Annotated in this window: 24 protein-coding genes; 4 read left to right on the forward strand and 20 right to left on the reverse strand. The window is 74.3% G+C overall.

Annotated elements, in window-relative coordinates; genetic code table 11:
• The first annotated feature begins 24 nt into the window (after nucleotides 1-24).
• Nucleotides 25-1674 (forward strand): 3-oxosteroid 1-dehydrogenase, encoded by a 1650-nt coding sequence (gene kstD, locus ACIB24_RS22040; RefSeq protein WP_398284360.1) that lies wholly within the window; start codon nucleotides 25-27, stop codon nucleotides 1672-1674.
• Here the strand turns inward: kstD and ACIB24_RS22045 are convergent.
• The 18 genes from ACIB24_RS22045 to ACIB24_RS22130 are packed head-to-tail and all read right to left on the reverse strand — an operon-like array spanning nucleotide 1671 to nucleotide 19567.
• Nucleotides 1671-2843, reverse strand: a complete 1173-nt coding sequence (locus ACIB24_RS22045) for a lipid-transfer protein (RefSeq protein ID WP_398284361.1) — start codon at nucleotides 2841-2843, stop codon at nucleotides 1671-1673. The two genes, kstD and ACIB24_RS22045, sit on opposite strands and share 4 nt — an antisense overlap.
• Nucleotides 2840-3238 carry an acyl dehydratase gene (locus tag ACIB24_RS22050; protein ID WP_398284362.1) on the reverse strand — a complete coding sequence of 133 codons (399 nt, stop codon included), beginning with the start codon at nucleotides 3236-3238 and terminating at the stop codon, nucleotides 2840-2842. The genes ACIB24_RS22045 and ACIB24_RS22050 overlap by 4 nt, the downstream gene beginning before the upstream one ends.
• Nucleotides 3235-4143: a bifunctional MaoC family dehydratase N-terminal/OB-fold nucleic acid binding domain-containing protein gene (locus tag ACIB24_RS22055; protein ID WP_398284363.1), complete on the reverse strand. Its 909-nt coding sequence runs from the start codon at nucleotides 4141-4143 to the stop codon at nucleotides 3235-3237. The genes ACIB24_RS22050 and ACIB24_RS22055 overlap by 4 nt, the downstream gene beginning before the upstream one ends.
• Nucleotides 4140-5306, reverse strand: coding sequence for an acyl-CoA dehydrogenase family protein (locus tag ACIB24_RS22060; RefSeq protein ID WP_398284364.1), 1167 nt, complete (start codon nucleotides 5304-5306; stop codon nucleotides 4140-4142). Before ACIB24_RS22060 ends, ACIB24_RS22055 begins: the two co-directional genes overlap by 4 nt.
• The gene (locus ACIB24_RS22065) at nucleotides 5300-6388 is read right to left on the reverse strand and encodes an acyl-CoA dehydrogenase family protein (protein WP_398284365.1); all 1089 of its coding nucleotides are present in this window, start codon (nucleotides 6386-6388) and stop codon (nucleotides 5300-5302) included. Before ACIB24_RS22065 ends, ACIB24_RS22060 begins: the two co-directional genes overlap by 7 nt.
• Nucleotides 6385-8535, reverse strand: coding sequence for an acyl-CoA dehydrogenase family protein (locus ACIB24_RS22070; protein WP_398284366.1), 2151 nt, complete (start codon nucleotides 8533-8535; stop codon nucleotides 6385-6387). Before ACIB24_RS22070 ends, ACIB24_RS22065 begins: the two co-directional genes overlap by 4 nt.
• 53 nt (nucleotides 8536-8588) lie before the next feature.
• Nucleotides 8589-9485, reverse strand: a complete 897-nt coding sequence (locus ACIB24_RS22075; protein WP_398284367.1) for an SDR family oxidoreductase — start codon at nucleotides 9483-9485, stop codon at nucleotides 8589-8591.
• Entirely contained in the window at nucleotides 9478-10254 is a 777-nt protein-coding gene (locus tag ACIB24_RS22080; protein WP_398284368.1) for an SDR family oxidoreductase, read from the reverse strand. The genes ACIB24_RS22075 and ACIB24_RS22080 overlap by 8 nt, the downstream gene beginning before the upstream one ends.
• The gene (locus ACIB24_RS22085; protein WP_398284369.1) at nucleotides 10247-11038 is read right to left on the reverse strand and encodes an SDR family oxidoreductase; all 792 of its coding nucleotides are present in this window, start codon (nucleotides 11036-11038) and stop codon (nucleotides 10247-10249) included. Before ACIB24_RS22085 ends, ACIB24_RS22080 begins: the two co-directional genes overlap by 8 nt.
• Entirely contained in the window at nucleotides 11035-12207 is a 1173-nt protein-coding gene (locus ACIB24_RS22090; protein ID WP_398284370.1) for an acyl-CoA dehydrogenase family protein, read from the reverse strand. Before ACIB24_RS22090 ends, ACIB24_RS22085 begins: the two co-directional genes overlap by 4 nt.
• Nucleotides 12204-13229 carry an acyl-CoA dehydrogenase family protein gene (locus ACIB24_RS22095; RefSeq protein ID WP_398284371.1) on the reverse strand — a complete coding sequence of 342 codons (1026 nt, stop codon included), beginning with the start codon at nucleotides 13227-13229 and terminating at the stop codon, nucleotides 12204-12206. The genes ACIB24_RS22090 and ACIB24_RS22095 overlap by 4 nt, the downstream gene beginning before the upstream one ends.
• Complete coding sequence (locus tag ACIB24_RS22100) at nucleotides 13226-14095, reverse strand: enoyl-CoA hydratase (protein ID WP_398284372.1); 870 nt, start codon at nucleotides 14093-14095, stop codon at nucleotides 13226-13228. The genes ACIB24_RS22095 and ACIB24_RS22100 overlap by 4 nt, the downstream gene beginning before the upstream one ends.
• Nucleotides 14092-15018 carry an acyl-CoA dehydrogenase family protein gene (locus ACIB24_RS22105; protein WP_398284373.1) on the reverse strand — a complete coding sequence of 309 codons (927 nt, stop codon included), beginning with the start codon at nucleotides 15016-15018 and terminating at the stop codon, nucleotides 14092-14094. The genes ACIB24_RS22100 and ACIB24_RS22105 overlap by 4 nt, the downstream gene beginning before the upstream one ends.
• Nucleotides 15018-16166 (reverse strand): acyl-CoA dehydrogenase family protein, encoded by a 1149-nt coding sequence (locus tag ACIB24_RS22110; protein WP_398284374.1) that lies wholly within the window; start codon nucleotides 16164-16166, stop codon nucleotides 15018-15020. Before ACIB24_RS22110 ends, ACIB24_RS22105 begins: the two co-directional genes overlap by 1 nt.
• Nucleotides 16166-17248 carry an NAD(P)H-dependent flavin oxidoreductase gene (locus ACIB24_RS22115; RefSeq protein ID WP_398284375.1) on the reverse strand — a complete coding sequence of 361 codons (1083 nt, stop codon included), beginning with the start codon at nucleotides 17246-17248 and terminating at the stop codon, nucleotides 16166-16168. The genes ACIB24_RS22110 and ACIB24_RS22115 overlap by 1 nt, the downstream gene beginning before the upstream one ends.
• Nucleotides 17245-17976, reverse strand: a complete 732-nt coding sequence (locus ACIB24_RS22120; RefSeq protein WP_398284376.1) for a CoA-transferase subunit beta — start codon at nucleotides 17974-17976, stop codon at nucleotides 17245-17247. Before ACIB24_RS22120 ends, ACIB24_RS22115 begins: the two co-directional genes overlap by 4 nt.
• Nucleotides 17973-18821, reverse strand: a complete 849-nt coding sequence (locus tag ACIB24_RS22125) for a CoA transferase subunit A (RefSeq protein WP_398284407.1) — start codon at nucleotides 18819-18821, stop codon at nucleotides 17973-17975. The genes ACIB24_RS22120 and ACIB24_RS22125 overlap by 4 nt, the downstream gene beginning before the upstream one ends.
• 8 nt (nucleotides 18822-18829) lie before the next feature.
• On the reverse strand, nucleotides 18830-19567 hold the full coding sequence (locus ACIB24_RS22130) for an enoyl-CoA hydratase family protein (protein WP_398284377.1): 738 nt from the start codon (nucleotides 19565-19567) through the stop codon (nucleotides 18830-18832).
• A 105-nt stretch (nucleotides 19568-19672) separates the two neighbouring features.
• On the opposite strand from ACIB24_RS22130, the gene ACIB24_RS22135 reads away from it, so the two are divergent.
• Both ACIB24_RS22135 and ACIB24_RS22140 read left to right on the forward strand, forming a co-directional pair.
• Nucleotides 19673-21229: a FadD3 family acyl-CoA ligase gene (locus tag ACIB24_RS22135; RefSeq protein WP_398284378.1), complete on the forward strand. Its 1557-nt coding sequence runs from the start codon at nucleotides 19673-19675 to the stop codon at nucleotides 21227-21229.
• Entirely contained in the window at nucleotides 21226-21372 is a 147-nt protein-coding gene (locus ACIB24_RS22140) for a DUF1059 domain-containing protein (RefSeq protein WP_398284379.1), read from the forward strand. Before ACIB24_RS22135 ends, ACIB24_RS22140 begins: the two co-directional genes overlap by 4 nt.
• A 2-nt stretch (nucleotides 21373-21374) precedes the next feature.
• On the opposite strand, the gene ACIB24_RS22145 is transcribed toward ACIB24_RS22140, so the two are convergent.
• Both ACIB24_RS22145 and ACIB24_RS22150 read right to left on the reverse strand, forming a co-directional pair.
• Nucleotides 21375-23027, reverse strand: coding sequence for an acyl-CoA synthetase (locus ACIB24_RS22145; protein WP_398284380.1), 1653 nt, complete (start codon nucleotides 23025-23027; stop codon nucleotides 21375-21377).
• Nucleotides 23028-23037: 10 nt separating this feature from the next.
• Complete coding sequence (locus ACIB24_RS22150) at nucleotides 23038-24288, reverse strand: cytochrome P450 (RefSeq protein WP_398284381.1); 1251 nt, start codon at nucleotides 24286-24288, stop codon at nucleotides 23038-23040.
• 220 nt (nucleotides 24289-24508) lie between these two features.
• Between ACIB24_RS22150 and ACIB24_RS22155 the strand changes: the two genes are divergently transcribed.
• On the forward strand, nucleotides 24509-25177 hold the full coding sequence (locus ACIB24_RS22155; RefSeq protein ID WP_398284382.1) for a TetR family transcriptional regulator: 669 nt from the start codon (nucleotides 24509-24511) through the stop codon (nucleotides 25175-25177).
• Nucleotides 25178-25188: the final 11 nt, after the last annotated feature.

Below are 25188 nucleotides of genomic sequence, written 5' to 3' on the forward strand. Positions count from 1 at the left end.
ACCATGGAGCAGCGAGGACCAACGATGAACGAACCAGATGTCGTGGTGGCCGGTACGGGCGCGGCCGGGATGATGGCGGCGATCACCGCCGCCCATCACGGCCTGCGGGTCCTGCTGGTGGAGAAGGACGCCCACTTCGGCGGCTCCACGGCCCGCTCCGGCGGGGGCGTCTGGATCCCCGGGAACACCCGGCTGCGCGCGGCCGGCGCCGACACCGACGCCGAGGCGGCCCGCACGTACCTGCGGCACATCGTCGACGGGGCCAGCGCCCCCGAACTGCAGGACGCGTACCTGCGGCACGGCCCGGCCGCCCTCGACCTGCTGCTCTCGCAGACCCCGATGCGGATGAACTGGGTCCGCGGCTACAGCGACTACTACCCCGAGGCGCCCGGGGGCCGGCCCGAGGGCCGCTCGATCGAACCGGCCCCGTTCGACGGCCGGCTGCTCGGGGAGGACCGGGCCCTGCTGAACCCGCCGTACATGTCGGCCGGGCTGGGCATCGCGATCACGCAGGCCGACTACCGCTGGCTGAACCTCGTCGCCCGGCACCCACGCGGTCTGCTCACCGCGCTGCGGGTCGGGGCCCGGTCGTGGTTCGCGAAGGTGCGCGGGCGCGAACCGCTCACCCTCGGTCAGGCGCTGGCCGCGGGTATGTGGCTGGCCGTGCGCCGGGCCGGCATCGACGTCTGGCTCGACTCCCCGATCACCGGGCTGGAGGTGGACGACGCGGGCGTGCGTGTCCGGGTCGCACACGGCGGCGCCGAGGTCACCCTCCGCCCCGGACGCGGCGTCGTCCTGGCCGCCGGCGGGTTCGAGCGGAACCAGGCCATGCGCGAGGAGTTCGGGCCGACACCGATCAACGCCGAGTGGTCGGTGGGGGCCACGGCCAACACGGGTGACGCCATCGCGCTGGGCCGCGCGCTCGGCGCCGAGGTGGCGTTGATGGACGACGCCTGGTGGGCCCCGTCCCTGCCGTTGCCCCGCGGGCCGGTGTTCCTGCTGGCCGAGCGGTCGCTGCCCGGCAGCCTGCTGGTCAACGCGGCCGGCGACCGGTTCACCAACGAGGCCGCGCCGTACGTGGACGCCGTGCACGCGATGTACGCCGCGCACACCGAGGAGACCCCCGCCGTGCCGGCCTGGCTGATCTTCGACCAGCGCTACCGCGACCGGTACCTGTTCGCCGGAAAGGGCCCCCGGCAGGGCTTCTCGTCGAAGTGGTACCGCAGCGGCGCGCTGCACAAGGCCGACACCCTGGAGAAGCTGGGCGCCGGGATCGGCGTGCCCGGTGACGCACTGGCCGCCACCGTGGCCCGGTTCAACACGTTCGCCGACGCCGGGGTCGACGCCGACTACCACCGCGGCGAGTCGGCCTACGACCGCTACTACGGCGACCCGCGCAACCGGCCCAACCCGTGCCTGGCCGCGCTGGTCAAGCCGCCGTTCTACGCGGCCCGGATCGTGCCCGGCGACCTCGGCACCAAGGGCGGACTGGTCACGGACGAGCGGGCCCGGGTGCTGCGCGCCGACGGGACGGCGATCCCCGGCCTCTACGCGGCGGGCAACACGAGCGCGCTGGTGATGGGCCGCACCTATGCAGGGCCCGGTGCGACCCTCGGGCCGGCCATCACGTTCGGCTACCTGGCGGCGCTGGACCTGGCGGGCGTCACTCCCTAGCGATCGGCGGTGAGGACCAGGCCGCTGGTCGGGACGCCCGTGCCGGCGGTGACGAGAACCGTTGCGGCGTCGGCCACCTGGTTCACCGACGTGCCGCGCAGCTGCCGGACCGCCTCGGCGATCCCGTTCATCCCGTGGATGTACGCCTCGCCGAGCTGGCCGCCGTGCGGATTCACCGGCAGCGCGCCGTCGAGCCCGATCGCGCCCGAAGCGACGAACGCCGCCGCCTCGCCGCGCGCGCAGAAGCCCAGTTCCTCCAGCTGGACCAGCACGAAGGGCGTGAAGTGGTCGTACAGCACGGCCACGTCGACGTCGTCCGGGCCCAGCCCCGCGGCCGACCACAGCTGCCGGGCCACCACGCCCATCTCGGGCAGGGCCGCGAGGTCGTCGCGGTAGTAACTGGTCATCACGTACTGGTCCGGACCACTGCCCTGGGCGGCCGCCGCGACCAGCGCGGGCGGGTGCGGCAGGTCGCGAGCCCGCCCCAGCGAGGTGACGACGACCGCCACGCCGCCGTCGCTCTCCTGGCAGCAGTCGAGCAGGTGCAGCGGGTCGCAGATCCACCGCGACGCCTGGTGCTCGGCCAGCGTGATCGGCCGGCCGTGGAACCAGGCGGCGGGGTTGGTCGCGGCGTGGGCCCGCATGGTGACCGCGACGCGGCCGAAGTCCTCACTGGTGGCGCCGTACTCGTGCATGTAGCGGCGCGCGTGCATCGCCACCCAGGCCGCGGGGGTGCCCAGCCCGAACGGGTAGCTCCAGCTGCCGTCGACGCCCGACGACGTGGGTGCCCCGGCCAGACCGGGCTGCACGACCCCGAACCGCTGACCGGAGCGTTCGTTGAAGGCGCGGTAGCAGACGACCGTCGTCGCCGCGCCGGTGGCCACCGCCATCGCGGCCTGGGCGACCGTGGCGCAGGCGGCGCCGCCGCCGTAGTGCACGCGGCTGAAGAAGGTCAGTTCCGGGATGCCGAGCTCGCGGGCGACGGCGATCTCCGCGTTCGTGTCCTGGGTGAACGAGACCAGGCCGTCGACGTCCGCAGGAGCCAGCCCGGCGTCGTCCAGCGCCGCCCGCACGGCCTGGACCGCCAGGTGCAGTTCGCTGCGCCCCGAGTCCTTGGAGAAGTCGGTGGCGCCGATCCCCACGATCGCGGCTGCGGGCCCGGTGCTCACGCCGCCCCCTGCGGGACGACGACCGACACCGTGCCGGTGACGTGGTCCCCGAGCGACACCCGCCCGACCACCTTCACCCGGACGACGCCCCCCACCGTGTCCAGCACCTCGCCGCCGAGCACGAGGGTCTCGTAGGCGTAACACGGCACCCCGAGCCGGATCTCGACCGCCGTGACGCGGGCCAACGGTCCGGCCCAGGCGGCAGCCCACTCGGAGATGTAGCTCTGCACGAGACCGGTCGTGGTCAGGATGTTCACGAACACGTCCTTCGAGCCGCGGGCGAGCGCGGCGTCCCGGTCGTGGTGCACGTCCTGGAAGTCGCGGGTGGCCAGCGCCGTGCTGACCACGAACGTCGGGGTCACCTCGATCCGGCGCTCCGGCAGGACGGCGTTCACGACGCCACCTTCCACGCGGGCAGCACGACGCCGTCGCCGCCGTCCTGCCAGGTCAGTTCCACCGGCATCCCGACCGAGACCGCGCCGGGGTCGAGCGGGTCGACGCCCACGAGTTCACCGAGCATCCGGACCCCTTCGGTCAGGTCGACCAGGACGACGACGTAGGGCGGGGTGCGCCCGGGCGTCGGCGGGTGGTGGTGTACGACGTAGCTGTGCACCGTGCCGGTGCCCGCCGCGACGACGTAGCCCGGCTTCTCAGCACCACAGGCGATGCAGACCGGGCCGGGTGGGTGCCGGACCTGGCCACACGCTTCGCAGCGTTGCAGCCTCAGCTCACGCTGATGAACGCCGGACCAGAAGAACTCCGTGTCCCGGCTGAAGACCGGACGGACGACGGAGCCGGGCGCCGCCGGAGCCGGCTCGGCCGCCGGGGGCCGGAACTTCAGGATCCGGAACCGCATCTCGGCCACCGGCTCGCCGCCCGCGAACCACGTGTTGACGGTCGTGACGAACCAGCCTTCCCCGAGCGCGGTGCGCTTGGGCCCGACCACCTCGTCGAGGCGGGCGCTCACGGTCAGCGCCTCCCCCACCCGCACCTCGCGGTGGTAGGTCTGCTCGCAGTTGGTCGCGACCACGGACGTGAACCCGGCCTCGTCGAGGACGGCGGTCATCCGGCCGAGCGGGTCGTCGCTCGCGCGCACGCCGTGCAGCCCGGGCATGGTCCAGACCTGGATCATCGCGGGCGGCGCGACCCCCTCGGCCACGTAGCGCGGGTCGGTGTCGCCCAGCGCCTCCTGCCACGACCGGATCATCGGCAGGTTCACGGGGTCGCGGCCGGCCCGGGGCGCGGAATCCCCGGCCGCGCGGACCTCTTCGGCGGCGGCTTGGATGGTGGATTCATTCATCGCGCAACCCTGGGCATCCCCAGGCCGACGCTGGCGATCAGCTCGCGCTGGATCTCGTCCACGCCACCTCCGAACGTGAGCACCGTGTGCCGTTTCGCCTGGACGTCGAGCCAGCGGGCCAGCTCGTCGGCGGCGGGGTCGTCCGGGCCGGCGTGCTCGGCCAGCAGGTCACCGAGCACGCGGGCCGTGTACTGGGAGGCCGCCGCGCCGTACACCTTGGTGGTGGAGGCGTCGGCCACGGCTGTCTGGAGGGTCGCGCCCACGCGCCCGGCGACCTCCAGGTTGAGCAGATGGTTCACCCGCAACCGGGCGTACACCTCGGCCAGCGTCCGGCGGACCGACGGCACCTGGAGAAGTGACAGCCCGGAAGGCGTCTCGCGCTGCGCGGCCCAGTCCAGCACCCGGTGGTACATCGACTCGACCCGGCCGGCCGGGCCCAGCATCACCCGCTCGTGGTTCAGCTGTGCGGTGATCAGCCGCCAGCCACGGTTCTCCTCCCCTACGAGCCGCTCGACGGGTACCCGCACGTCGCTGAAGTAGGTGGCGTTCACGTGGTGCGCGCCGTCCGAGGTGATGATCGGCGTCCAGCTGTACCCCGGGTCGCGGGTGTCCACGATCAGGATCGAGATGCCCTTGTGCTTCGGGGCGTCCGGGTCGGTGCGGCAGGCCAGCCAGACGTAGTCGGCGTCGTGACCCCCCGTGGTCCAGAGCTTCTGGCCGTTCACGACGTAGTGGTCGCCGTCGCGTACGGCGCGGGTGGTCAGCGCGGCCAGGTCGGTGCCGGCTTCGGGTTCGCTGTAGCCGATCGCGAAATGCAGCTCACCGGAGAGGATCCGGGGCAGGAAGAACGCCCTCTGCTCGGCGGTGCCGTGCTCCTGCAGGACCGGCCCGACCGTCTGCAGGGTGACCGACGGCCACGGCACGTCGGCCCGGGTCACCTCGTTGACGAAGATCTGCTGCTCCACCAGGCCGAGCCCGTGACCACCGTGCTCGACGGGCCAGCCGAGCCCGAGCCAGCCGTCGCGGCCCAGCCGGCGGACGATCTCGCGGTAGACCGGCCCGTGACGCTGCACGAGCATGGCCTCGCGCTCGGCGGGGGTGACCACGTCGGCGAGGTAGGCCCGCAACCGGTCACGCAGCTCGCGCTGCTGTGGGGTCAGCACGCCAGCACCCGGGCCGCGAGGGCGTCCAGCCGGGCGCCCGGCCCGCCGAGCAGCCGGGCGAGGTCCCGCGCCGCCGCCGAGAACGCGGGCAACGGGTAGGACAGGTCGACCCCCGTGCCGCCGTGCAGGTGGTGGCACGTCGCGATGGCCGTACGGGCGGAGTCGACCGCCAGCAGCGCGGCCACCTCCGGGTCCGCGTCGCCGTCCGGGTCGTCGCCCGTGTGGTGGTCGGCCGCGCCGATCGCGGCCTCGGCCGCGAGGTGCAACGTCCGGCTCGCGACGTAGACGTCGGCCAGCTGCTGGGCGACGGCCTGCAACGTGGCCAGCGGGCGGCCGAACTGCTCGCGGGTCTCGACGTGCCGTGCGGTCAGCGCGAGCGCCCCGTCGACCAGCCCGTCGGCGTAGGCCGCCGACGCGGCCGCGGCCAGCCGGTGCAGGTCGGCCAGGGCGGCCGGACCGCCGGGCACGAGCGCCCCCTCGGTCAGCGCGACGCCGTCGAACCGCACCCCGTGCACCGGCGTCCCCGACGACGTGGGGACGAGGTGCCGGTGGACCCCGGGCCCCTGCAGGTCGAGCAGCACCAGCCCCGGCTCACCTGCCACGGCGGCGGGGACGAGCGCGTGCCGGGCCCGGTCGGCGTACGGGACGGCGACGAGCGCGCCGTCCAGCCGCAACCCGTCGGCCGTGCGGTGCACGGCGGTGCGCGGGGCCCGGGTCAGCGGACTGGACGGCTCGTGCAGGCCGACGGTCAGGATCGCCCCGTCGTGCACGACCGGGTAGAGCGCCTTGCGGTGCTGCCGGGCCGTTCCCCACCGGGCCAGGGTCAGGACGCCGAGCGCGTTCGCCAGGGCCGGCGAGTCCACCGCCCGGCGCCCGAGTTCGCGCAGCAGGACGGCACTCTCGACCAGGTCGAGCCCGGCCCCGCCCTGCGTCGACGGCACCCCCAACGCGCTCAGCCCGGCCGTGCCCAGGGCGCTCCACAGGTCGGCGGGCTGCGAGTCGAGCACGGTGAGGGTGAGCATCCGGACGTCGGCCAGCACCTCGGTGTCCACGTCCCGTCCCGCCCGGGTCGGGGCGGTCACGACGCCACCGCCGGCTCCCGGGGCAGGCCCAGGAGGCGTTCCCCGGCCACGGTCAGCAGCACCTGGGTGGTGCCGCCGGCGATCGACAGGCACCGGGTGAGCAGGAGCTCGTGCAGCACCGGACCACTGTCCGGCCCGACCGCGAGCGCAGCCTCGCCGAGCGCGTCGAACGCGGCCTGCGCGACGTCCTGCCGGTGCCGGACGCCGAGCAGCTTGACCACCGACGACTCGGGCCCGGGCGGTGCCACCTGCCCGCCGTCCTCCGCCTCGACCCGGCGGGCGGTGGCCAGCAACCCGAGCAGCGAGACGGCGCTGCCGCGCGCCACGAGCTCACCGAGCCGTTCGTCGCCCAACGCCTCCCCGTCCTTCAGGGCGAGCAGCGCCTCGAGGTGACTGCCGAGCGCCGACGCACCGCCCATCGAGACCCGTTCCTGGGCCAGCGTCGTGCGGGCCAGCCGCCAGCCGCCGTGCACCTCACCGACCACGCAGTCGTCGGGGACGAACACGTCGGTCAGGAACACCTCGTTGAACAGCGCCTCACCGGTGATCTCGCGCAGGGGCCGGGTCTCGATCCCCGGGCTGTGCATGTCGACGAGGAAGTACGTGATGCCCCGGTGCTTCGCAGCCTGGGAGTCGCTGCGGGCCAGGCAGATCGCCCAGTCGGCGGTGTGGGCCAGCGAGGTCCAGACCTTCTGTCCGGTCAGCGACCAGCCGCCGTCCACCCGCGTGGCGCGCGTGCGCAGCGAGGCCAGGTCGGACCCGGCCTCGGGTTCGGAGAACAGCTGGCACCAGGTGATCTCGCCGCGCAGGCTGGGCCGGACGAACCGTTCCCGCTGCGCGTCCGTGCCGTGCCGCACGATCGTCGGCACGGCCCAGGCGGCGATGCCCAGGTCGGGCCGCTCGACGCCCGCCCGGTCGAACTCCTCCTCGACGACCAGCTGCTCGCGGGCCGTCGCGGCCACGCCGTAGGGGGCCGGCCAGTGCGGGACCAGGTAGCCGGAGTCGGCCAGCGCGGCCCGGCGCCCGGCCGGGTCGCCGGGCAGCCGCTCGATCAGGGCCCGGACGGCGCCCCGCAGCTCCTCGAGCCCGGGCGCGGGTTGCGCGGGGGGCAGGGTGAGGGGGCGGCGGGCCCCGTGGCGGACGAGTTCGGCGGCGCGGACGCGCCAGCCGGCCGTGCCCCCCAGCCACTGCCGCAGCGCGAGGGCCCGCCGGAAGAGGCGGTGGGCGTCGTGCTCCCAGGTGAAGCCGATGCCGCCCAGGACCTGGATGGCGTCGCGGGTGTTGTCCACAGCGGCCTCGAGCGCGACCGCCGCGGCCACCGCGGAGGCCAGCGGCGCCGTCGTCGACCCGTCACGGTCGTCCTCGTCGTGGGCGCGGGCCGCGTCCCAGGCGACGGCGGCGGCCTCCTCGGCACGGCACAGCATCGTCGCGCACAGGTGCTTGACGGCCTGGAAACCGCCCACGGGGCGGCCGAACTGGACCCGGACCTTCGCGTACTCGACCGCGGTGGTCAGCGCCGCAGCGGCCAGCCCGGCGGCCTCGGCGGCGGCCAGCGTGGCGGCCAGGTCGCGCACGGCGGCCCTCGTCAGGCCGGGCAACGGGTGGGCGCCGGCGACGTCGTCCAGCCGGAGGGCGGCGACCCGTTGGCTGAGGTCGAACGGCTCGAGGTCCTCGACGGTCAGCCCGTCGGTCGTGCTGTCGAGCGCGAACCACGCCTCGGTCCCGTCGAACCGGGCCGGCAGGAGAACGACGGCCGCAGTTCCGTTCGCGACTCCGAACAGGTGGGGCACCGAACCGTCGAGGCGCCATGCGCCGGCGCCGGCGCCGGCGCCGGTGGCGGTGGCGGTGGCGGTGGCGGTGACCTCACCGTGCAGGGCGACGGCTCCGGCCACCGATCCGTCGGACAGACCGGTGGCCAGGCTTCCGGTCGTCGCGTAACCGGACAGCAGGTTCGCCGTCAGCACGGTGGACAGGGCCGGCACCAGTTCCCGGCCGCAGGCCTCGAGCGCGACGGCGGCGTCGACCAGGCTGCCACCCACGGCGCCGAACTCCTCCGGCGCCGGCCGGGTGCCGGGAGCGGTACGGGAGGCCCACTCGTGCACCGACCGCTGCAGGGCCGCCTGCTCAGCGGTGACCGCGATCCCCATGCCGACCTCCCGTCCTTGGGAATTAGAACACGTTCTAGCTTAGCAGTCGCGGGTCAGGTCCCGTAGACCGGCTCGGGGGCTTCACCTTTCGCGAGCAGCCCGTCGATCGCGGCGCCCACCTCCGGCACCGGCCACTTCTCACCGCGATCGACCCGTGGGCCGTGCCGCCAGCCCTCGACCAGCGTCACCGCGCCGCCCTCGACCTCGAACACGCGACCCGTCACGTGGCCCGACGCGGGCCCGCCCAGCCAGGCCACGACCGGTGACACGTTCTCGGCCGCCATCGCATCGAAACCGGCTGCGGGAGTGGCCATCATGTCCGCGAACACACCCTCGGTCATCCGGGTCCGGGCGACCGGGGCGATCGCGTTCACCGTCACGCCGTACCGGGCCAGCTCGGCCGCGGCCACCACGGTCAGCGTGGCGATGCCGGCCTTGGCGGCCGAGTAGTTACCCTGCCCGATGCTGCCCAGCAGCCCGGCCCCCGAGCTGGTGTTCACCACCCGCGCGGCGACGGGCTCGCCCGCCTTGGCCCGGTCCCGCCAGTAGGCGGCCGCGTGCCGCAGCGGGGCCGCATGACCCTTCAGGTGCACGCGCACCACGTCGTCCCACTCGGCCTCCGAGACCGACACCAGCATCCGGTCGCGGACGAAACCCGCGTTGTTCACGAGGGTGTCGAGCCGGCCGAAGGCCTCCACCGCGCAGGCCACCAGCCGGCGGGCGCCCTCCCAGTCGGCCACGTCGTCCCCGTTCACGACGGCCTCGCCACCGAAAGCCCGGATCTCCTCGGCCACCGCGTGCGCGGGGGCCTGCGACGTTCCGGCCCCGTCGAGCGCCGCTCCCAGGTCGTTGACCACGACCCGCGCGCCCTGCCGGGCGAACTCCAGCGCGTGCTGGCGGCCCAGGCCCCGGCCGGCGCCGGTCACGATGACGACCCGTGGCTCACTCATGACGAGACTCCTTCTGATGCTGGGCGTTCGAGGCGCCGAGGAAGGCCGGGCGTTCGCCCCCGCCGTGGACGGCGATCAGCGCGCCGCTCACGTAGGCCGCCGCCGGGGAGGCGAGGAAGACGCAGACGCCGCCGACGTCGTCCGGGTACGCGAGCCGGCCCATCGGGATGGTCCGGCCGACGGCGGCCACCCCCTCGTCGTCGCCGTAGTGCAGCGCCGACTGTTCGGTCAGCACCGGACCGACCACCAGCGCGTTGACCCGCACGCGCGGGGCCCACTCGACGGCGAGGCTGGTGGCCAGGCTGTTGAGGCCGGCCTTGGCCGCGCCGTAGGCGGCGGTGCCCGGCGAGGGGCGGGTGCCGCTGACGCTGCTGATCATCACGATCGAACCGCCGTCCGGCTGCTCCTGCATGACCGCGTTCGCGGCCTGCGAGAGGGCGAGCGGGGCCAGCAGGTTCAGGGTCACGACCGAGGCGTGGAACCGGGGCGACGCGTCGGCGGCGAGCGCGTACGGCGCTCCGCCGGCGTTGTTGACCAGGACGTCGAGCCGGCCGTGGTCCACGGCCACGCCCCTCACCAGAGCGGTGGCGGCCTCGGGGTCGCGGACGTCGACCGCGCGGAACTCGAACCCCTCCGGCAGCGCCTCGGGGCGGTTCCGGCCGCAGACCACGACGTCGGCGCCGGCGGCGTGCAGCGCCCGGGCGACACCGAGACCCACACCGCGGGTGCCGCCGGTGACCAGAGCCACCCGGCCGTAGAGGTCAGGCATGCTGACTGCTCACCGAGAGCACCTCACCCGTGAGGTAACTCGCGTACTCGCTGGCCAGGAAGACGATGGTGGTGGCCACCTCCCACGGCTCGGCGGCGCGGCCGAACGCCTCCCGGGCGGTCAGCTGCGTGAGCAGCTCGTCGTCGGTGACCTTGGCCAGGAAGGGGTGCATGGCCAGGCTCGGGGCGACCGCGTTGACCCGCACCTCCAGCTCCGCGGCCTCCATCGCCGAGCACCGGGTCAGCGCCATCACACCCGCCTTGGCCGCCGCGTAGTGCGCCTGGCCGGGCTGGGCCCGCCAGCCGAGCACCGAGGCGTTGTTGACGATCGCCCCGCCGGGGCGCCCGGCGTCCGCCTGGCCGCGGAACCGGCGCAGGGCGGCCCGGGTGCAGCGGAAGGTGCCCGTCAGGGTCACGTCGAGAACGCGCGCCCACTCGTCGTCCGTCATCGCCTCGACCGTCGCGGTGCCGCCCAGTCCGGCGTTGTTGACCAGCACGTCGAGACGGCCGTGCGCGTCCACGGCCGCGGCGACCAGCCGCTGGACCGCGTCCTCGTCGGTCACGTCGCAGACCGCCGTGGCGGGCCTGGTGCCCGTCAGGTCGGCCAGCTCCTCGGCCGTGGCCAGCAGCCGGCGCTCGTGCCAGTCGCTGATCAGGACGTCGGCGCCCTCCTCCAGGCACCGCCGCGCGGTGGCCGACCCGATGCCGGTCCCGGCGGCCGCGGTGACCACGACGGCCCGGCCCCGGAGCAGGTCGTGGGCCGGTGGGTACTCCGGAACGTTCATGCCTGCGCCCCTTTCGGCTCCCGGGGAAGGCCGAGCACGCGCTCGGCGAGGACGGTGCGCTGCACCTCGTCGGAGCCGCCGTAGAGCGTGTCGGCCCGGCTGAACAGGTAGAGGCGTTGGGCGTCGGTCAGGTCGTAGGGCGGCCCGGCGGCGACCAGCCCGCCGTCCGTCTGCACCGCCACGGCCAGCTCGCCCAGCGTCCGGTGCCACCGGGCCCACAACAGCTTGGTGACGTTGGCCTGCCCGGCCCCGTGGGCACCCCCGCCGGTGCGCAGCGCGTGCGCCCGCATGACCTCCAGCTCGGCCCACGCCCGGGCCAGCCGGTCCGCCAGCACCGGGTCGTCGAGGGCCCCCGTGCGCGCGGCCGTGGCCACCACCCGCTCGAGTTCGCGGCGGAATCCGACCTGCTGGCCGAGGGTCGCGGCGCCGCGCTCGAACGCGAGCGTGCCGAGCGCGACGGCCCAGCCGCCGCCCACCTCGCCCACCACGTCGTCGGCCCGGGCCCGCGCCCCGTCGAAGAAGACCTCGTTGAACTCGGACGTCCCGGTGAGCTGGACGATCGGGCGTACCTCGACGCCCGGCTGGTCCATGGGCACCAGCAGGTACGAGAGGCCGTGATGGCGGGTCGAGCCCGGTTCGGTGCGGCACAGCACGAAGGCCCAGCCCGCCACGTGGGCCAGCGACGTCCAGACCTTCTGACCGGTGATCACCCACTCGTCACCGTCGCGCTCGGCCCTCGTGGCGACGTTGGCCAGGTCGGAGCCGGCCCCCGGCTCGGAGTACCCCTGACACCAGAGGTGTTCCGCGGCGCGGATTCCCGGCAGGTGCCGGGCCTGCTGCTCGGGGCTGCCGTACGCGATCAGGGTGGGGCCGAGCAGCTCCTCCCCGATGTGCCCGAGCCGGACGGGGGCGTCGGCGCGCGCGTACTCCTCGTGGAAGACGACGAGCTCGGCGGGCGTCGCCCCCCGGCCGCCGTGCTCGACGGGCCAGCCGACGCACGTCCAGCCCGCGGCGGCCAGGTTCCGGTCCCAGTCGCGGCGCAGCTCGAACGCCTCGTGCTCGCGGCCCGGCCCGCCCAGCCCGCGGGCGCCGGCGAACCGGCCGGTCAGGTTCTCGGCCAGCCACGTGCGGATCTCCTGCCGGAAGTCGTCCGTCGACGCGTCGTTCACGAGCGCACCGCCGTCCGGAGCCGGTCGGCGAGCCGGGCCCGGTGCGCCGCCGGGCTCCCGGCCAGGTTCGCGGTGGCGTGCGCGTGCTTGAACCAGCGGTGGGCGGGGTGCTCCCAGGTGATCGCGATCCCCCCGTGCAACTGGACGGTCTCCGCCGCGACCGCGAGGTAGGCCTCACCGCAGACGCAGCCCGCGACGTCGGCGAGCAGCCCGGCGTCGGGAGCGCCCGCCGTCCAGGCCGCGGCGGCCGTCCAGGAGGCCGACTCGGCCGCCTCCACGAGCACGAGAAGGTCCGCCAGCCGGTGCTTCACGGCCTGGAACGAGCCGACCGGCCGGCCGAACTGCACCCGCTCGCGCAGGTAGGCGACCGTGACCTCGAGGCAGCGACGGGCACCGCCCACCTGCTCGGCGCTCAGCGCGACCACCCGCAGCGCACGCAACCGGTCGAGATCCGCCGCGGTGAGCGTGCCCAGCGGCCGGGCCGTGGCGTCGCGGGCCTCGACCCGGGCCAGGTGCAGCGACCGATCCATGGTGGGGAGCACCTCGCGGTGCACCCGGTCGAGGTCGAGCTCCGCCAGCACGGCCCCGTCGTCGGTCTCGAGCACCGCGAGCAGCACCTCGGCACGGGCGCCGTCCAGCACCCGCTCGGCCGGTGCCTCGACGAGGGCGGCGCTCCCGGCGTCCGGGACCGCCGCCCCGGCCAGCAGGGCCGCCTGCCCGGCCCGCAGCGTGGCCGGGAACGGAGTGGCCACCACCGCGCGGCCGAGCTCGACCAGGACGGCGTGCGCGTCGAGGTAGTCGCCGCCGACGCCACCCGCCGCCTCCGGTACCCCCAGCCACGGAAGACCTAGGTCCCGCAGCCGTTTCCAGAGGTCCGCGTCGTACCCACCTGGCCCGTCCTCGACCCGCTCGGGGACCGGGGCGTGCCGGGTCAGCAGGTCGCGCACGGTGGCGGCCAGTTCGGCCCGCTCCCGCGAGGCCGAGGGCGGGCCCGAGACGACGAGGCCGGTGAGCAGGCTCACCGCGCCTCCCCGCGGGCCGAGTCGCGCATGGACCGGGCGTCCTGGCCGGCCAGGGAGTCCGCGCCCACCTCGGCGTTGTGGGCGTGCGCGACGTGGTGCAGGCCGAACACCGAGTCCATCCCAGCCCGCAGGCCCATCAGGTCCTCGCTCTGGTTCACCGCGCGCTTGGTCAGGGCCAGGCCGAGCCGGGGCATGGTCGCGATGCGCGCGGCCAGGTCGAGGGTGTGCGCCTCGAGGTCCGCCCGGGGCACGACCCGGTTGACCATGCCCAGCTCGTGGGCCCGGGCGGCCGGAACCCGCTCGCCGAGGAACAGGAACTCCTTGGCGAAGCGCGGGCCCATCACCCATGGGTGGGCGAAGTACTCGACCCCGGGGATGCCCATCCGCACGACCGGGTCGGCGAAGAACGCGTCGTCGGCGGCCACCACCAGGTCGCAGCACCAGGCGAGCATCAGGCCACCCGCGACGCAGGCACCCTGCACCATGGCGATCGTCGGCTTCGGGATCTCCCGCCAACGGCGGCACATCCCCAGGTAGACCTCGGACTCGCGGGCGTAGCGGCTCTCGGCGCCGGCCTTGCCGACGTGGTCCCACCAGAGGGTGGCGCGCCGCTCGAACGAGGTGTCGACGTCGCGGCCGGGGGTGCCGATGTCGTGCCCGGCCGAGAAGTGCCTGCCCGCGCCGGTCAGCACGATGACGGCGACCTCGTCGTCGGCCACGGCCCGGTAGAAGGCGGCGTCGAGCGCGTACGTCATGGCGCTGTTCTGGGCGTTCGCGTACTCGGGCCGGTTCATCGTGACGACCGCGACCGGGCCTTCGGTGCGGTAGGTGACGATCTCGCCTGTCTCGTCGGTCTGTTCGCTCATGCGTCCTCCTCGATCAGACCCAGCGCTCGGGCGACGACCTCGCGGTGCTCGGCGCCGGTGCCCCAGGCCGCCTGGAGCGCCCAGATCCGGGTCAGCCAGCGGTGCAGCGGGTGCTCGCGGGTGTAGCCCATGGCGCCGTGGCACTGCAGCGCGGCGCGGGCGGCGAGCCCCGCGGCGGTGCCGGCGCGGGCTTTGGCCGCCGAGACGTCGCGCTCGGCGGTGGGTGCGCCGGTGGCCTGCGCCCAGGCCGCCGCGTGGACGAGCGGGCGGGCCAGTTCCACGGCCCGGTAGCCGTCGGCCAGCTGGTGCTTCACGGCCTGGAACGACCCGACCGGGACGCCGAACTGGTGCCGCTCTCGGACGTGCTCGACGGCCAGTTCCACGGCCCGGGCGCCGAGCCCCACCAGTTGCGCTGCGGTCCCGAGCACGCCCGCGCGCCACCCCTTGTCGAGAGCTCCGCGATCCACGTCGAGCCGTTCGCCGGGCGCCGTGGGCCGTCCGAGCGGGCGGTACGGGTCGACGGCGTGCACGGGGTTCAGCGCGGGGGTCCGCCGGACGGCGGTGCGGTCGCCGACCAGCGCCGTGCGGGCGAGGCCCGCCCAGGGGGCCAGGTCCGAGCCGTCCAGGACGACGGTCGCCGGCTCGCCGAGGGCGGCGGGCGTCAGCAGGTGAGGGGCGACGAGGCAGGTCTCGACGACCGGGACGGGCAGCGCCGCCCGGCCGGTCTCCTCGACGCAGAGCACGAGATCCAGCTCGTCGAGGCCCAACCCACCGTCGGCCTCGGGCACGAGGGCCACCGGCAGTCCGAGGTCGGACAGCCGGGACCAGGCGAGCGCGGCGTCCGGGGCGTCGTCGAGCCCCTTGAGCGCTTCGCGCAGGCCGTCGCGCAGGGCGAGCTGATCCGGGGTGAAGGAGAAGTCCATCACCGGCTCCGGGGCAGGCCGAGGAGGCGCTCGGCCACGATGTCGCGCTGGATCTCGTTGGTGCCCGCGTAGATCGGGCCGGACAGCGAGAACTGGAAGCCGCGGGTCCACGAGCCGTCGGTCTGGGCACCGGCGCCGAGCACGTCGAGGGCCAACTCGTGCAGCCGGACGTCGAGCTCCGACCAGTGCAGCTTGCTCAGGCTGGCCTCGGCGCCGACCGGCTCGCCCGCGACGATCCGGGTGACCACCTCGTCGGTGTGCCGGGCGTAGGCCTGCACGTCGAGCCAGCTCTCGACGAGCCGGTCGACGATCGCGGGATCGGGCCCCGCAGCCAGCGCCGCCGACCGGAGCCGCTCGAAGGCCGCCAGGAACCGGCCGGGTGAGCGCAGCGTCAGGCCGCGTTCCCCCGCCGCCGTCGCCATCGCCACCTTCCACCCGCCGTGCACCGGGCCGAGGACGTCGGCGTCGGGCACGAAGACGTCGTCGAAGAACAGGTCGGCGAACCCCTCGTCGCCGTCCAGCCGGCTGAACCCGTGCACGGTGACCCCGGGCGCGTCGAGCGGGACCAGGAAGTAGGTGAGCCCGCGGTGCCGCCGGACCTCGGGGTCGTCGCCGGCTCCGGTACGGAACAGCCCGAACACGTGGGTGCAGAACGCGCCGCGCGTGCTCCAGGTCTTCTGCCCGCTCAGCCGCCACCCGCCGCCCGCCTCGTCGCGCACCGCCCGGCTGGTCAGCGAGGCCAGGTCGCTGCCCGCACCCGGCTCCGACCAGCCCTGACACCAGAGATCCTGGGCGGCGGCCATTCTCGGCAGGATGCGGGCCTGCTGCTCGGGCGTGCCGAACCGGAAGACGGCCGGCGCGAGCAGGAAGATGCCGTTCTGCGTGACCCGTTGCGGGGCCCCGGCCCGGTAGTACTCCTCCTCGAAGACCAGCCACTGCCAGGGGTTCACGTCCCGACCGCCGTACCGCTCCGGCCACGACACGACCGACCACCGCGCCGCGTGCAGCCGGCGCTCCCAGTCCAGGTGCGCCGCGAAGCCCGCGCGGGTGTCGCCCGACGGCAGGGGGTCGGTCGGCACGTTCGCCTCGAGCCAGGCCCGGGCCTGCGCGCGGAACGCCTGGTCCTCGGCCGTCCAGGTCAGGTCCATCAGGCGTCCACGCCTGACTCGACCCCGGTGAACCGCACTCCGGCCCGCCTCGCCTCGGCGACGATCCGCTCGATCAACTCGGCCACGCCGGGCAGGTCGGTGATCGCCCCCGCGACCTGGCCGGTAGGCAGGAGCCCGCGCACGTCGTCCCCCTCCACCAGCGCCGAGCGGATCAGCAGCGGCGCCTGCGCCGCCCGGGCCGTGCGTTCCAGGCTCAGCCCCTCCCGGCGGCGCAGGCGCAGGCCCTCGCGGACGACGTCCAGCCAGCTCTGGCCCGTGATCCGCCGGACCTGCGCGGCCTGGCGCGGGGCCTCGAGCAGCCGGCGCAGGAGCGGGCGCGTGGTCAGGTCGCCGACCGCCTCGGTGCGCAGCACCCGCATCGGCATGCCGTCGAACGCGTCGGAGACCAGCGTGTCCGACAGGCCGGCGGCGAGGTACCGCCGCTTGACGGCCTCGGGCACGCGGCTCTCCCGGGTGAGCAGGAAGCGGGTGCCCATCGCCACGCCGTCGGCCCCCCAGGCCAGCGCGGCGGCCAGACCCCGGCCGTCGGCGAACCCGCCGGCGGCCAGTACGGGCACCCGCCCGGCGACGACGTCCAGGACGGCGGGCAGCAGGAGGGTGGTCGCGATGTCCCCGGTGTGGCCGCCGCCCTCGCCGCCCTGCGCGATCAGGGCATCGGCCCCGGCGTCGACCATCTTCTCGGCGTGCCGGGGCTTCCCGACGGTCACGACGCACAGCAGCCCGGCCGCGTGCACCCGCTCGATCACCGCGGCGGGCGGGCCGCCGGCGAAACTGACGACGGGCACGCGGGACTCGGCCAGGACGTCGAGCCGGCGCGGCAGGTCCGGCTGGTCCGGGCGCAGGTTCACACCGAACGGCGCGTCCGTCCGGGCCCGCACCTTGGCGACGGCCCCGACCATCGCGTCCTCGTCCAGGGTGACGGCGGCCAGGATGCCGAGCCCGCCCGCGGCGCTGGTGGCGGCGGTCAGGTGGGCGCCGGAGACCCAACCCATGCCGGTCTGGACGATCGGGTACCGGACGGCGAACCGCTCGCAGAACGGCGTTCTCAACCAGTCGCTCATGCGGGCACCTCGCTGAACCGGGCACCCTCGGGGTCGAGCCGGTCGAGCAGGTCCAGGGTGGCGTCGTCCGGCGCCGGGGTGGTGGGGACGTCGGCGCCCACGACCAGCTCGAAGCCGGTCGCCGCCACGACGTCGTCGACCGTGACCCCGGGGTGCACGCTGACCAGCCGCATGGTGCGGGTCGGGGTGGCGAAATCCAGGACGGCGAGATCGCTCACCACACGGCGGATCTCGTGGAACCGGGCGCCCTGCGGGCCCAGGGTGGCGGCCCGGTCGTAGCCGATGCCGCACACGACGTCCACACGTTCCACGAACACCCGGGGCGTGTGCCTCGGCACCCAGTAGCTGGTCGGGTGGTTGATCGTGTTCCCCGGGGCGCCGCGGAACCCGAGCAGCTGCCGGGCGGGCCGGTGCGGGTCCGCGCCGACCGCGGCCAGGTTCTGGTTACCGTACCGGTCGAGCTGCGAGGCGCCCATGACGACGTGCCGCCGCCCGCTCCACACCACGTCGAACATCCGCCGGTACGGGTTCCAGCCCTCGACGTCACCGTCGGCGGAGACGAAGAATGCGTCCCGCTCCAGGAACAGCAGGTCGGGCTCGAAGGTGGCCCGGGCCAGCCGGCCCGCCACGCGGGGCAACGCGCCGATCGGGTTGGCCACGATCTCGCCGTCCCCCCGGAAGGTCTCGGCCAGGGCGGCGACGCACACGTCGGCGCGGGTGGCGCTCATGCTGCTCCCCCTACCCGCCGCTGGTAGTCGGCCTCGTCGCCGTCCAGCCAGCGCTGCGCGTACCCGGCCCAGCCCTCGGGCGTGGCCGCGCTGCCGGCGTACTCGCGCAGGTGCCCGACGTCGCGCGGGTGCAGCGGGTCGCAGGACGTCGGGTGGCTACCGCCGGGCGCCGCCACCACCCCGTCGACCAGGTACCGCGGCACGGCCAGGGTGCGGAAGTCGCCGTCGCCCAGCAGGTCCGCCGGTTCGACCAGCTCCTCGCAGGTCAGGTACCGGTCCCGGGCCGCGCCCAGGAACAGGGTGTCGAAGTACGGGTCGTCGTCGAGCAGGCGGCCGTTGCCCCGCCGGTCGGCCCGGTGCACGTGCACGATCGCGGCGTCCAGCTCCAGGGCCGGGACGGCGACGAGTTCCTCGGGGGTGCCGTCCGGGCCCGGGTAGGGCGAGACGACCGTGCGCAGGGTCGGGTCGATCCGGAACAGGTCGGAGCCGAGCCCGACCCGGGTGGGCAGGAACGGCACCCGCCAGGCCGCCGCCTGGAGGCCGAGCAACATCATCCCCTCGTCCAGCTCGCGGGCGGCGATGGCGCCGGACTCGCGGGCCCGGCGGAAGTACGGCTCCAGGGGGATCACGTCGAGCGAGACGAACGCGAAGACGAGCTCCCGGACCTTGCCCGCGGCGCAGAGCATCCCGACGTCCGGGCCGCCGTACGAGACCAGCCGCAGGTCCTTCAGGTCGGAGCGCAGGATGGCCCGGACGATCGACATCGGCTTGCGCCGCGACCCCCACCCGCCCAGGCCGACGGTCATCCCGTCCTCGAGCCGGGCGACCACGTCGTCCTCGGTCATGAGCTTGTTCACGAGCCGCTCCCGAAGCCCGCGCGCACCTCGTCGGCCACACCGGCCAGGTTGAGCTCGAAGGTGAAACCCTGCTCGTACCGGTAGGACCGGCGCACGTCCCACAGGTCGATGCCATTCAGCGACTCCTTGGCCGCCCGGACCACCCGGGGGTGCTTGGCCGCGATCCGGGCCGCGACGTCCCGCGCGGTGGCCACCAGCTCCTCGGCCGGGACGACCGCGTAGACCGACCCGAAGCCGAGAAGCTCCTCGGCCGTGGCGGTCTCGGCCAGCAGCATCATGGCCCGCGCCTTGTGCTGCGGGACCATCCGGGACAGGTGGGTGGCCGCCCCGAGCGCGCCGCGGTCGACCTCGGGCAGCCCGAACGCCGTGCCGGCCGCGGCCACCACCAGGTCCGCGTTACCGGCCAGCCCGACGCCGCCGCCCAGGCAGTAGCCGTGCGCGGCCACGATCACCGGGACCGGACACTCGTAGACGGCCGCGAAGGCTTCGAAACACCCGCGGTTGGCGCCGATCAGGGCGTCGGGCCCCGAGCGCTGGATCTCCTTGATGTCGACGCCGGCGTTGAAGCCCCGGCCCTCGGCCCGCAGCACCACGGCCCGGGCGCTCGGGGCGGCCCCGGCCGCGCGGACCTGCTCGGCGAGCCCGAACCAGCCGGCGACCGTGAGGGCGTTGACCGGCGGTTCGGACACGACCACCTCGTGCACCCCGTCGTCCAGCACCGTCGTGGAGATCATGCGGCTCCCTCGTCGCGATTTCCCGCCAGTATGGCCCGATCCGGTCCTGAACGGAACTAGAAACCGATTCTGGTATTGAGAAGATCTCCGGACTACTCTGAGCACGTGACGACCCCGCGGACGATCCCGGCCGCGGTCCGGCGCGCCGCCGAGCGGTTCGGAGACCGGCCGGCGGTCCTCGACGGTGACTCGTGGGTCACCTACCGCGAGCTGGCCGACGGCGTCCGCGCCACCGCGGCCGCGTTCGTGGCCCATGGCGTCGGGCCGGGCGACCGGGTCTGCGTGTGGGCACCCAACAGCCTGCGGTGGATGCTGGCGGCCCTCGGCGCGCAGTACATCGGGGCGGTGCTGGTCCCGCTCAACACGCGCTACCGCGGCGAGGCGGCCGACGTCGTCCTGCGCACCCGGGCCCGGGTGCTCGTCGTCGACCAGGGTTTCCTCGGCACCGACCAGTGGGGGCTGCTGTGCGGGGGTGCCCCCGAGGGGCTGCCCGACCTGGACACGGTGGTGACGCTGGGCGACCCGGCGCCGGGAGCGCTCGACTGGACGACGTTCCTGGCCGGCGCCGCCCGCGAACACGCGCACCGGGCCGAAGTTCTCGCCGACGCCGTCACTGCCGACACGGTGGCCGACATCCTGTTCACGTCGGGGACGACGGGCCGGGCCAAGGGGGCCGTCGCCGGGCACCGTCAGGCGCTGGAGGTGGCGCAGTCGTGGGCCGAGCTGGCCGGCGTCACCGCGGACGACCGCTACCTGGTGGTGAACCCGTTCTTCCACAGCTTCGGCTCCAAGGCCGGGTACCTGGTGTGCCTCTCACGCGGGGCGGGCTGCCTGCCGGTGCCCGTGTTCGACGTGCCCCGGGTGCTCGACCTGGCCCGGCGGGAACGGGTCACGGTGATGCCCGGCCCGCCCACCCTGTTCTCGTCGCTGCTCGACGCGCCCGGGGCGGCCGACGCGCTGGCCGCGATGCGGGTCGCCGTCACCGGCGCCGCGATCGTCCCCGAGGCGCTGATCGTGCGGATGCGCGAGGAGCTGCGCATCCCCGTGGTGCTCACCGCCTACGGCCTGACCGAGGCCCCCGTCGTCACCATGTGCACGCCCGGCGACGACGCCCGCACCGTGGCCACGACCTGCGGTCGCGCCGTGCGGGACACCGAGCTGCGCACGCTGCGCGCCGACGGGAGCCACACCGCCGTCGGCGAACCCGGTGAGCTGCTGGTGCGCAGCCCGCAGGTGCTGACCGGGTACCTCGACGACCCGGAGGCGACCGCCGCCGCCGTGGACGCCGACGGCTGGCTGCACACGGGCGACGTCGCCGTCCTCGACGAGCGCGGCTACCTGCGGATCACCGACCGGAAGAAGGACATGTTCACCGTCGGCGGGTTCAACGTGTACCCGGCCGAGGTGGAACGCCTGCTGGCCGGCCACCCGGCGGTGCGCGAGTCGGCCGTGATCGGCGTCCCGGACGAGCGGCTCGGCGAGGTGCCCCGCGCCTACGTGGTGCTGCGGGCCGGGCGCAGCGCAGAACCGGACGAGCTGATCGCCTTCTGCCGTGACCGGCTGGCCCACTTCAAGGCGCCGCGCACCGTCGTCCTGCTCGGCGACCTGCCCCGCAACGCGGGCGGCAAGGTGCTCAAGACCGACCTCCGGGAGCAGCCATGAGAACCACGTTGAACTGCCCGTGCGGGACGACGATCCTCGGCGCCGACGAGGACGAGCTGGTCGAGCGGGCCCAGGCCCACCTGCGCGAGGCGCACCCCGACCGGGAGTACAGCCGCGAAGAGATCCTGATGATCGCCTGGTGAGTTCAGCCGGCTTCTTCCGCCAGGGTTCTAGCCCACCGGTAGTCGGCCTTCCCGCTCGGCGAACGCTCCAGCTCGGCGCACCGCACGACCGCCTTCGGCACCTTGAAACCCGCCACGTGCCGGGCGCACTCGGCCAGCAGCTCCTCGTCCGAGACGTCCGTCCCGGGCGCCAGCGCGACCAGCGCGACCGGTTCGCTGCCCCACCGCTCGCTGGGCCGCCCGACCACCACCACGTCGCGCACCGCGGGGTGGTGGGCCAGGGCCCGCTCGACCTCCTCGACGAAGATCTTCTCGCCGCCCGAGTTGATGGTGACGCTCCCCCGGCCGAGCAGCTCGATCCGGCCGTCCTCGCGCAGCCGGGCCCGGTCGCCGGGCACCGACCAGCGCACCCCGTCGATGACGGGAAAGGTCCGGGCCGACTTCTCGGGGTCGCCCAGGTACCCCAGCGGCACCCGGCCGCGCCGGGCCAGCCACCCCTCGCCGTCCCCCGGGCGCAGTTCCCGGGTGAAGGCGTCGTCCACCACGGACGTCTCGGGCTTGGCCGTGAACACGGCGGTCTCGGCCGGCGCGCCCTTCTGCGACGTCTGGTCGAGCTGGATGCCGGTCTCCGACGACCCGACGGCGTCGAGCACCGACACGTGCGGGACGGCGGCGAGCAGCCGTTCGCGCACCGGTGGGGTGAGCGGGGCGCTGCCGTTGACGAAGGCGGCCAGCCCGCCGAGGTCGTAGCGGCGGGCCGCGAGCTCGTCGATCAGCGGGCGGGCCATCGCGTCACCGATGAGCGGGATGGTCAGCACCCGTTCGCGGGCCGCCGTCTCCAGCGCGGCGCGGGCGTCGAAACGGGCCGCCGCGGGCGGCATCACGATCGCGCCGCCCCCGGAGATCATGTGGAAGGACGACCACTGGGCCGCGGCGTGCATGAGCGGGGTGATCAGCAGCATCCTCAGGAAGCCGGCGGTCGCGACGGCGTTCGCGGCGATCGCGTCGTACGAGGCGAACGGCGCGTCGCCGCCGTACGGGGTACCACCCATCGAGGAGACGTAGATGTCGTCCTGCCGCCACAGCACCCCCTTGGGCATCCCCGTCGTCCCACCCGTGTAGGCGATGTACAGGTCGTCCGGCGACGGCTCGGGGCGCGCGAGCGCGGCCGCCTCGCCGGCGGCGAGCGCCTGACCGTACGAGACCGCCCCGGGCAGCAGCCGGTTCCCGGTGGCGTCGGCGACCTGCACGAGCACCCGCAACCGGGGCAGGCGCGGGGCGACCGCGGCGATCCGGGGCGCGAACTCCGCGTGGTAGACCAGCGCGGTGACCCCCGCGTCGCGCAGCAGGAACTCCAGCTCCTCCTCCACGTACCGGTAGTTCACGTTCACCGGGGCGACCCGGGCCCGGTAGGCGCCGACCATCGCCTCCAGGTACTCGGGCCCGTTGCGCAGGTAGAGGCCCACGTGGTCCTGCCCCGACTCGTGCCCGGCCAGCGCCCCGCGTTCGGTGTGGCAGCCGAGGCCCCGGGCGGTGAGGAAGGCCGCGAGCCGGTCCACCCGCGCGTCCATCGCGGCGTAGGTGACGCGCCGCCCGCCCTGCACCACGACCTCCCGGTCCGGCACCGCCGCGGCGACGGTACCGAACACGGTCGACAGGTCGAAGCCCTCGCTCACGAGGTGCCCCTCAGGAGTAGGCGACCGGCAGTTCCTTGAGACCGTTGATCCAGCCCGACCGCAGCCGCCGGGGCTCGCTCAGCTTCCGGACCGCCGGCATGTGGTCGGCGATCGCGTTGAAGATCAGGTCGATCTCGAGCCGGGCCAGGTTGGCGCCCAGGCAGTAGTGCGTGCCGGTGCCACCGAAACCGACGTGCGGGTTGGGGCTGCGGGTGATGTCGAAGGTGTTCGGGTCGGTGAACACCTCCTCGTCACGGTTGGCCGAGCTGTAGAACAGGACGACGCGCTGCCCCTGGGCCACGTCCACGCCGCCCACCTGGGTGTCGGACAGCGCGGTGCGCTGGAAGGCGATGATCGGCGAGGCCCACCGCACGATCTCGTCGGGCGCCGTGCGTGGCCGCTGCGAGCGGAACAGGTCCCACTGGTCGGGGTGGTCGAAGAAGGCGTTCATCCCGTGCGAGATGGCGTTGCGGGTGGTCTCGTTGCCGGCCACCGCCAGCAGCAGGACGAAGAACGAGAACTCCTGCTCGTCCAAGGCCGTGCCGTCGATCTGCGCGTTGAGCAGCGTGGTGGCGATGTCGGGCATCGGGCAGGCCTTGCGCTCACCCGCGAGCTGCCAGGCGTAGCCGAGCATCTCGGCCGAGGCCTGCTCCGGGCTGACCTCGGCGGTGAACTCGGCGTCGTCGTAGCCGATCATCTGGTTCGACCAGGTGAAGATCTTGTGCCGGTCCTCCTGCGGGACGCCGATCAGCTCGGCGATCGCCTGCAGCGGCAGCTCGACCGCGACGTCCTGGACGAAGTCGCCCGAGCCCTCCTTCACCGCCCGGTGCACGATCCGCTCGGCCCGGTCGGCCAGGGCGTCCTTCAACGTGGCGATCGCCTTGGGGGTGAAGCCCCGGGACACGATGCGGCGGGTCGCCGAGTGCTTGGGCGGGTCCTGGTTGAGCAGGACGAACCGCTGCAGCTCGATCTTCTCGCGTTCCATGTCGGGGCCGAAGCGCGGGATCGCCGTGTTCTCCTCGGTTGAGAACTCGGGTCGCTTCGAGACGTCGAGGACGTCGGCGTGCCGGGTGACCACCCAGTAGCCGTCGTCGTCGAAGCCCATCTCGTGGAACGGGGTGCGGAACCAGGTGACCGGCGCCGTGCGGCGCAGCCGGGCGAACTCGTCCATCGGGACGCCGCGGACGTAGAGGTCCGGGTCGAGGAGGTCGAAAGCCGGCCCCTCGGTCGGCGGGACGGCGGAAAAGTCGGTCACGGCCATGGGACCCCTCCTTGGGCAACAAGTAGAACGCGTTGCAGTCTAGGTGGTAATTCACCGGGAAACCATGCCTGCTACGGAAACATGTCCTATACCTTGGGATGTGGGCCACGTCTCGCGCGCGGAAAGGTGCGCCGCACCACCCAGATGTACGCTCGCGATGAACCGGACGGACTGACCACCCGCGCGGGCGACGCGCTTTCACCCCCTGAGGAGCCGCAGCATGACCGCACCCACACCCCGCGGAAACACGGCGGGGGCGGCGGCGGTCGTCGCTCCCCGGGCTGGCTACGGCACCGGCCAGACCGGCGGCTCCCGGGCCCAGCGCGACCGGCGCGAGCGGATGCAGGAGGCGGCCACCATGCTGGCCACCCAGGGCGGGTACGACGCCGTGACGATGCGGGCGGTGGCCGAGAACGCGGACGTCGCACTGGGCACCCTCTACCGCTACTTCCCCTCGAAGAACCACCTGCTGGTCTCCAGCCTGGTGAGCGAGTTCGCGCGAGCCCAGGTCGAACTCGACCGGATCGAGATCCCCGGGGACGGCCCGACGGAGCGCATGCTCTTCGTCCTGGCCCGCGTCACCCGCATGTTCCAGCGCTACCCCAGCTACACCGAGGCGATGACCCGCGCGTTCATCTTCGCCGACGACACGGCCAAGGACGAGGTCGACAGCGTGGCCCGGCAGATGGAGCGGATGTTCGCCGGCGCGATGGACCCGGACGGCGAGATCACCGAGGAGAACGTTGCCATCGCACGGGTTCTCGGTGACGTGTGGCTGGCCAACCTGGTCTCGTGGGTGACCCAGCGGATCAGCGCCGAGGGCGTCGCCGAGCGACTCGAGCTGACCGTGCACCTGCTGCTCGACCACACGGTGCCGGCGGGTCGCTAGGTCGGCCGGGG

Source organism: Spongisporangium articulatum (assembly GCF_044465595.1).
GTDB lineage: Bacteria > Actinomycetota > Actinomycetes > Actinomycetales > Kineosporiaceae > Spongisporangium > Spongisporangium articulatum.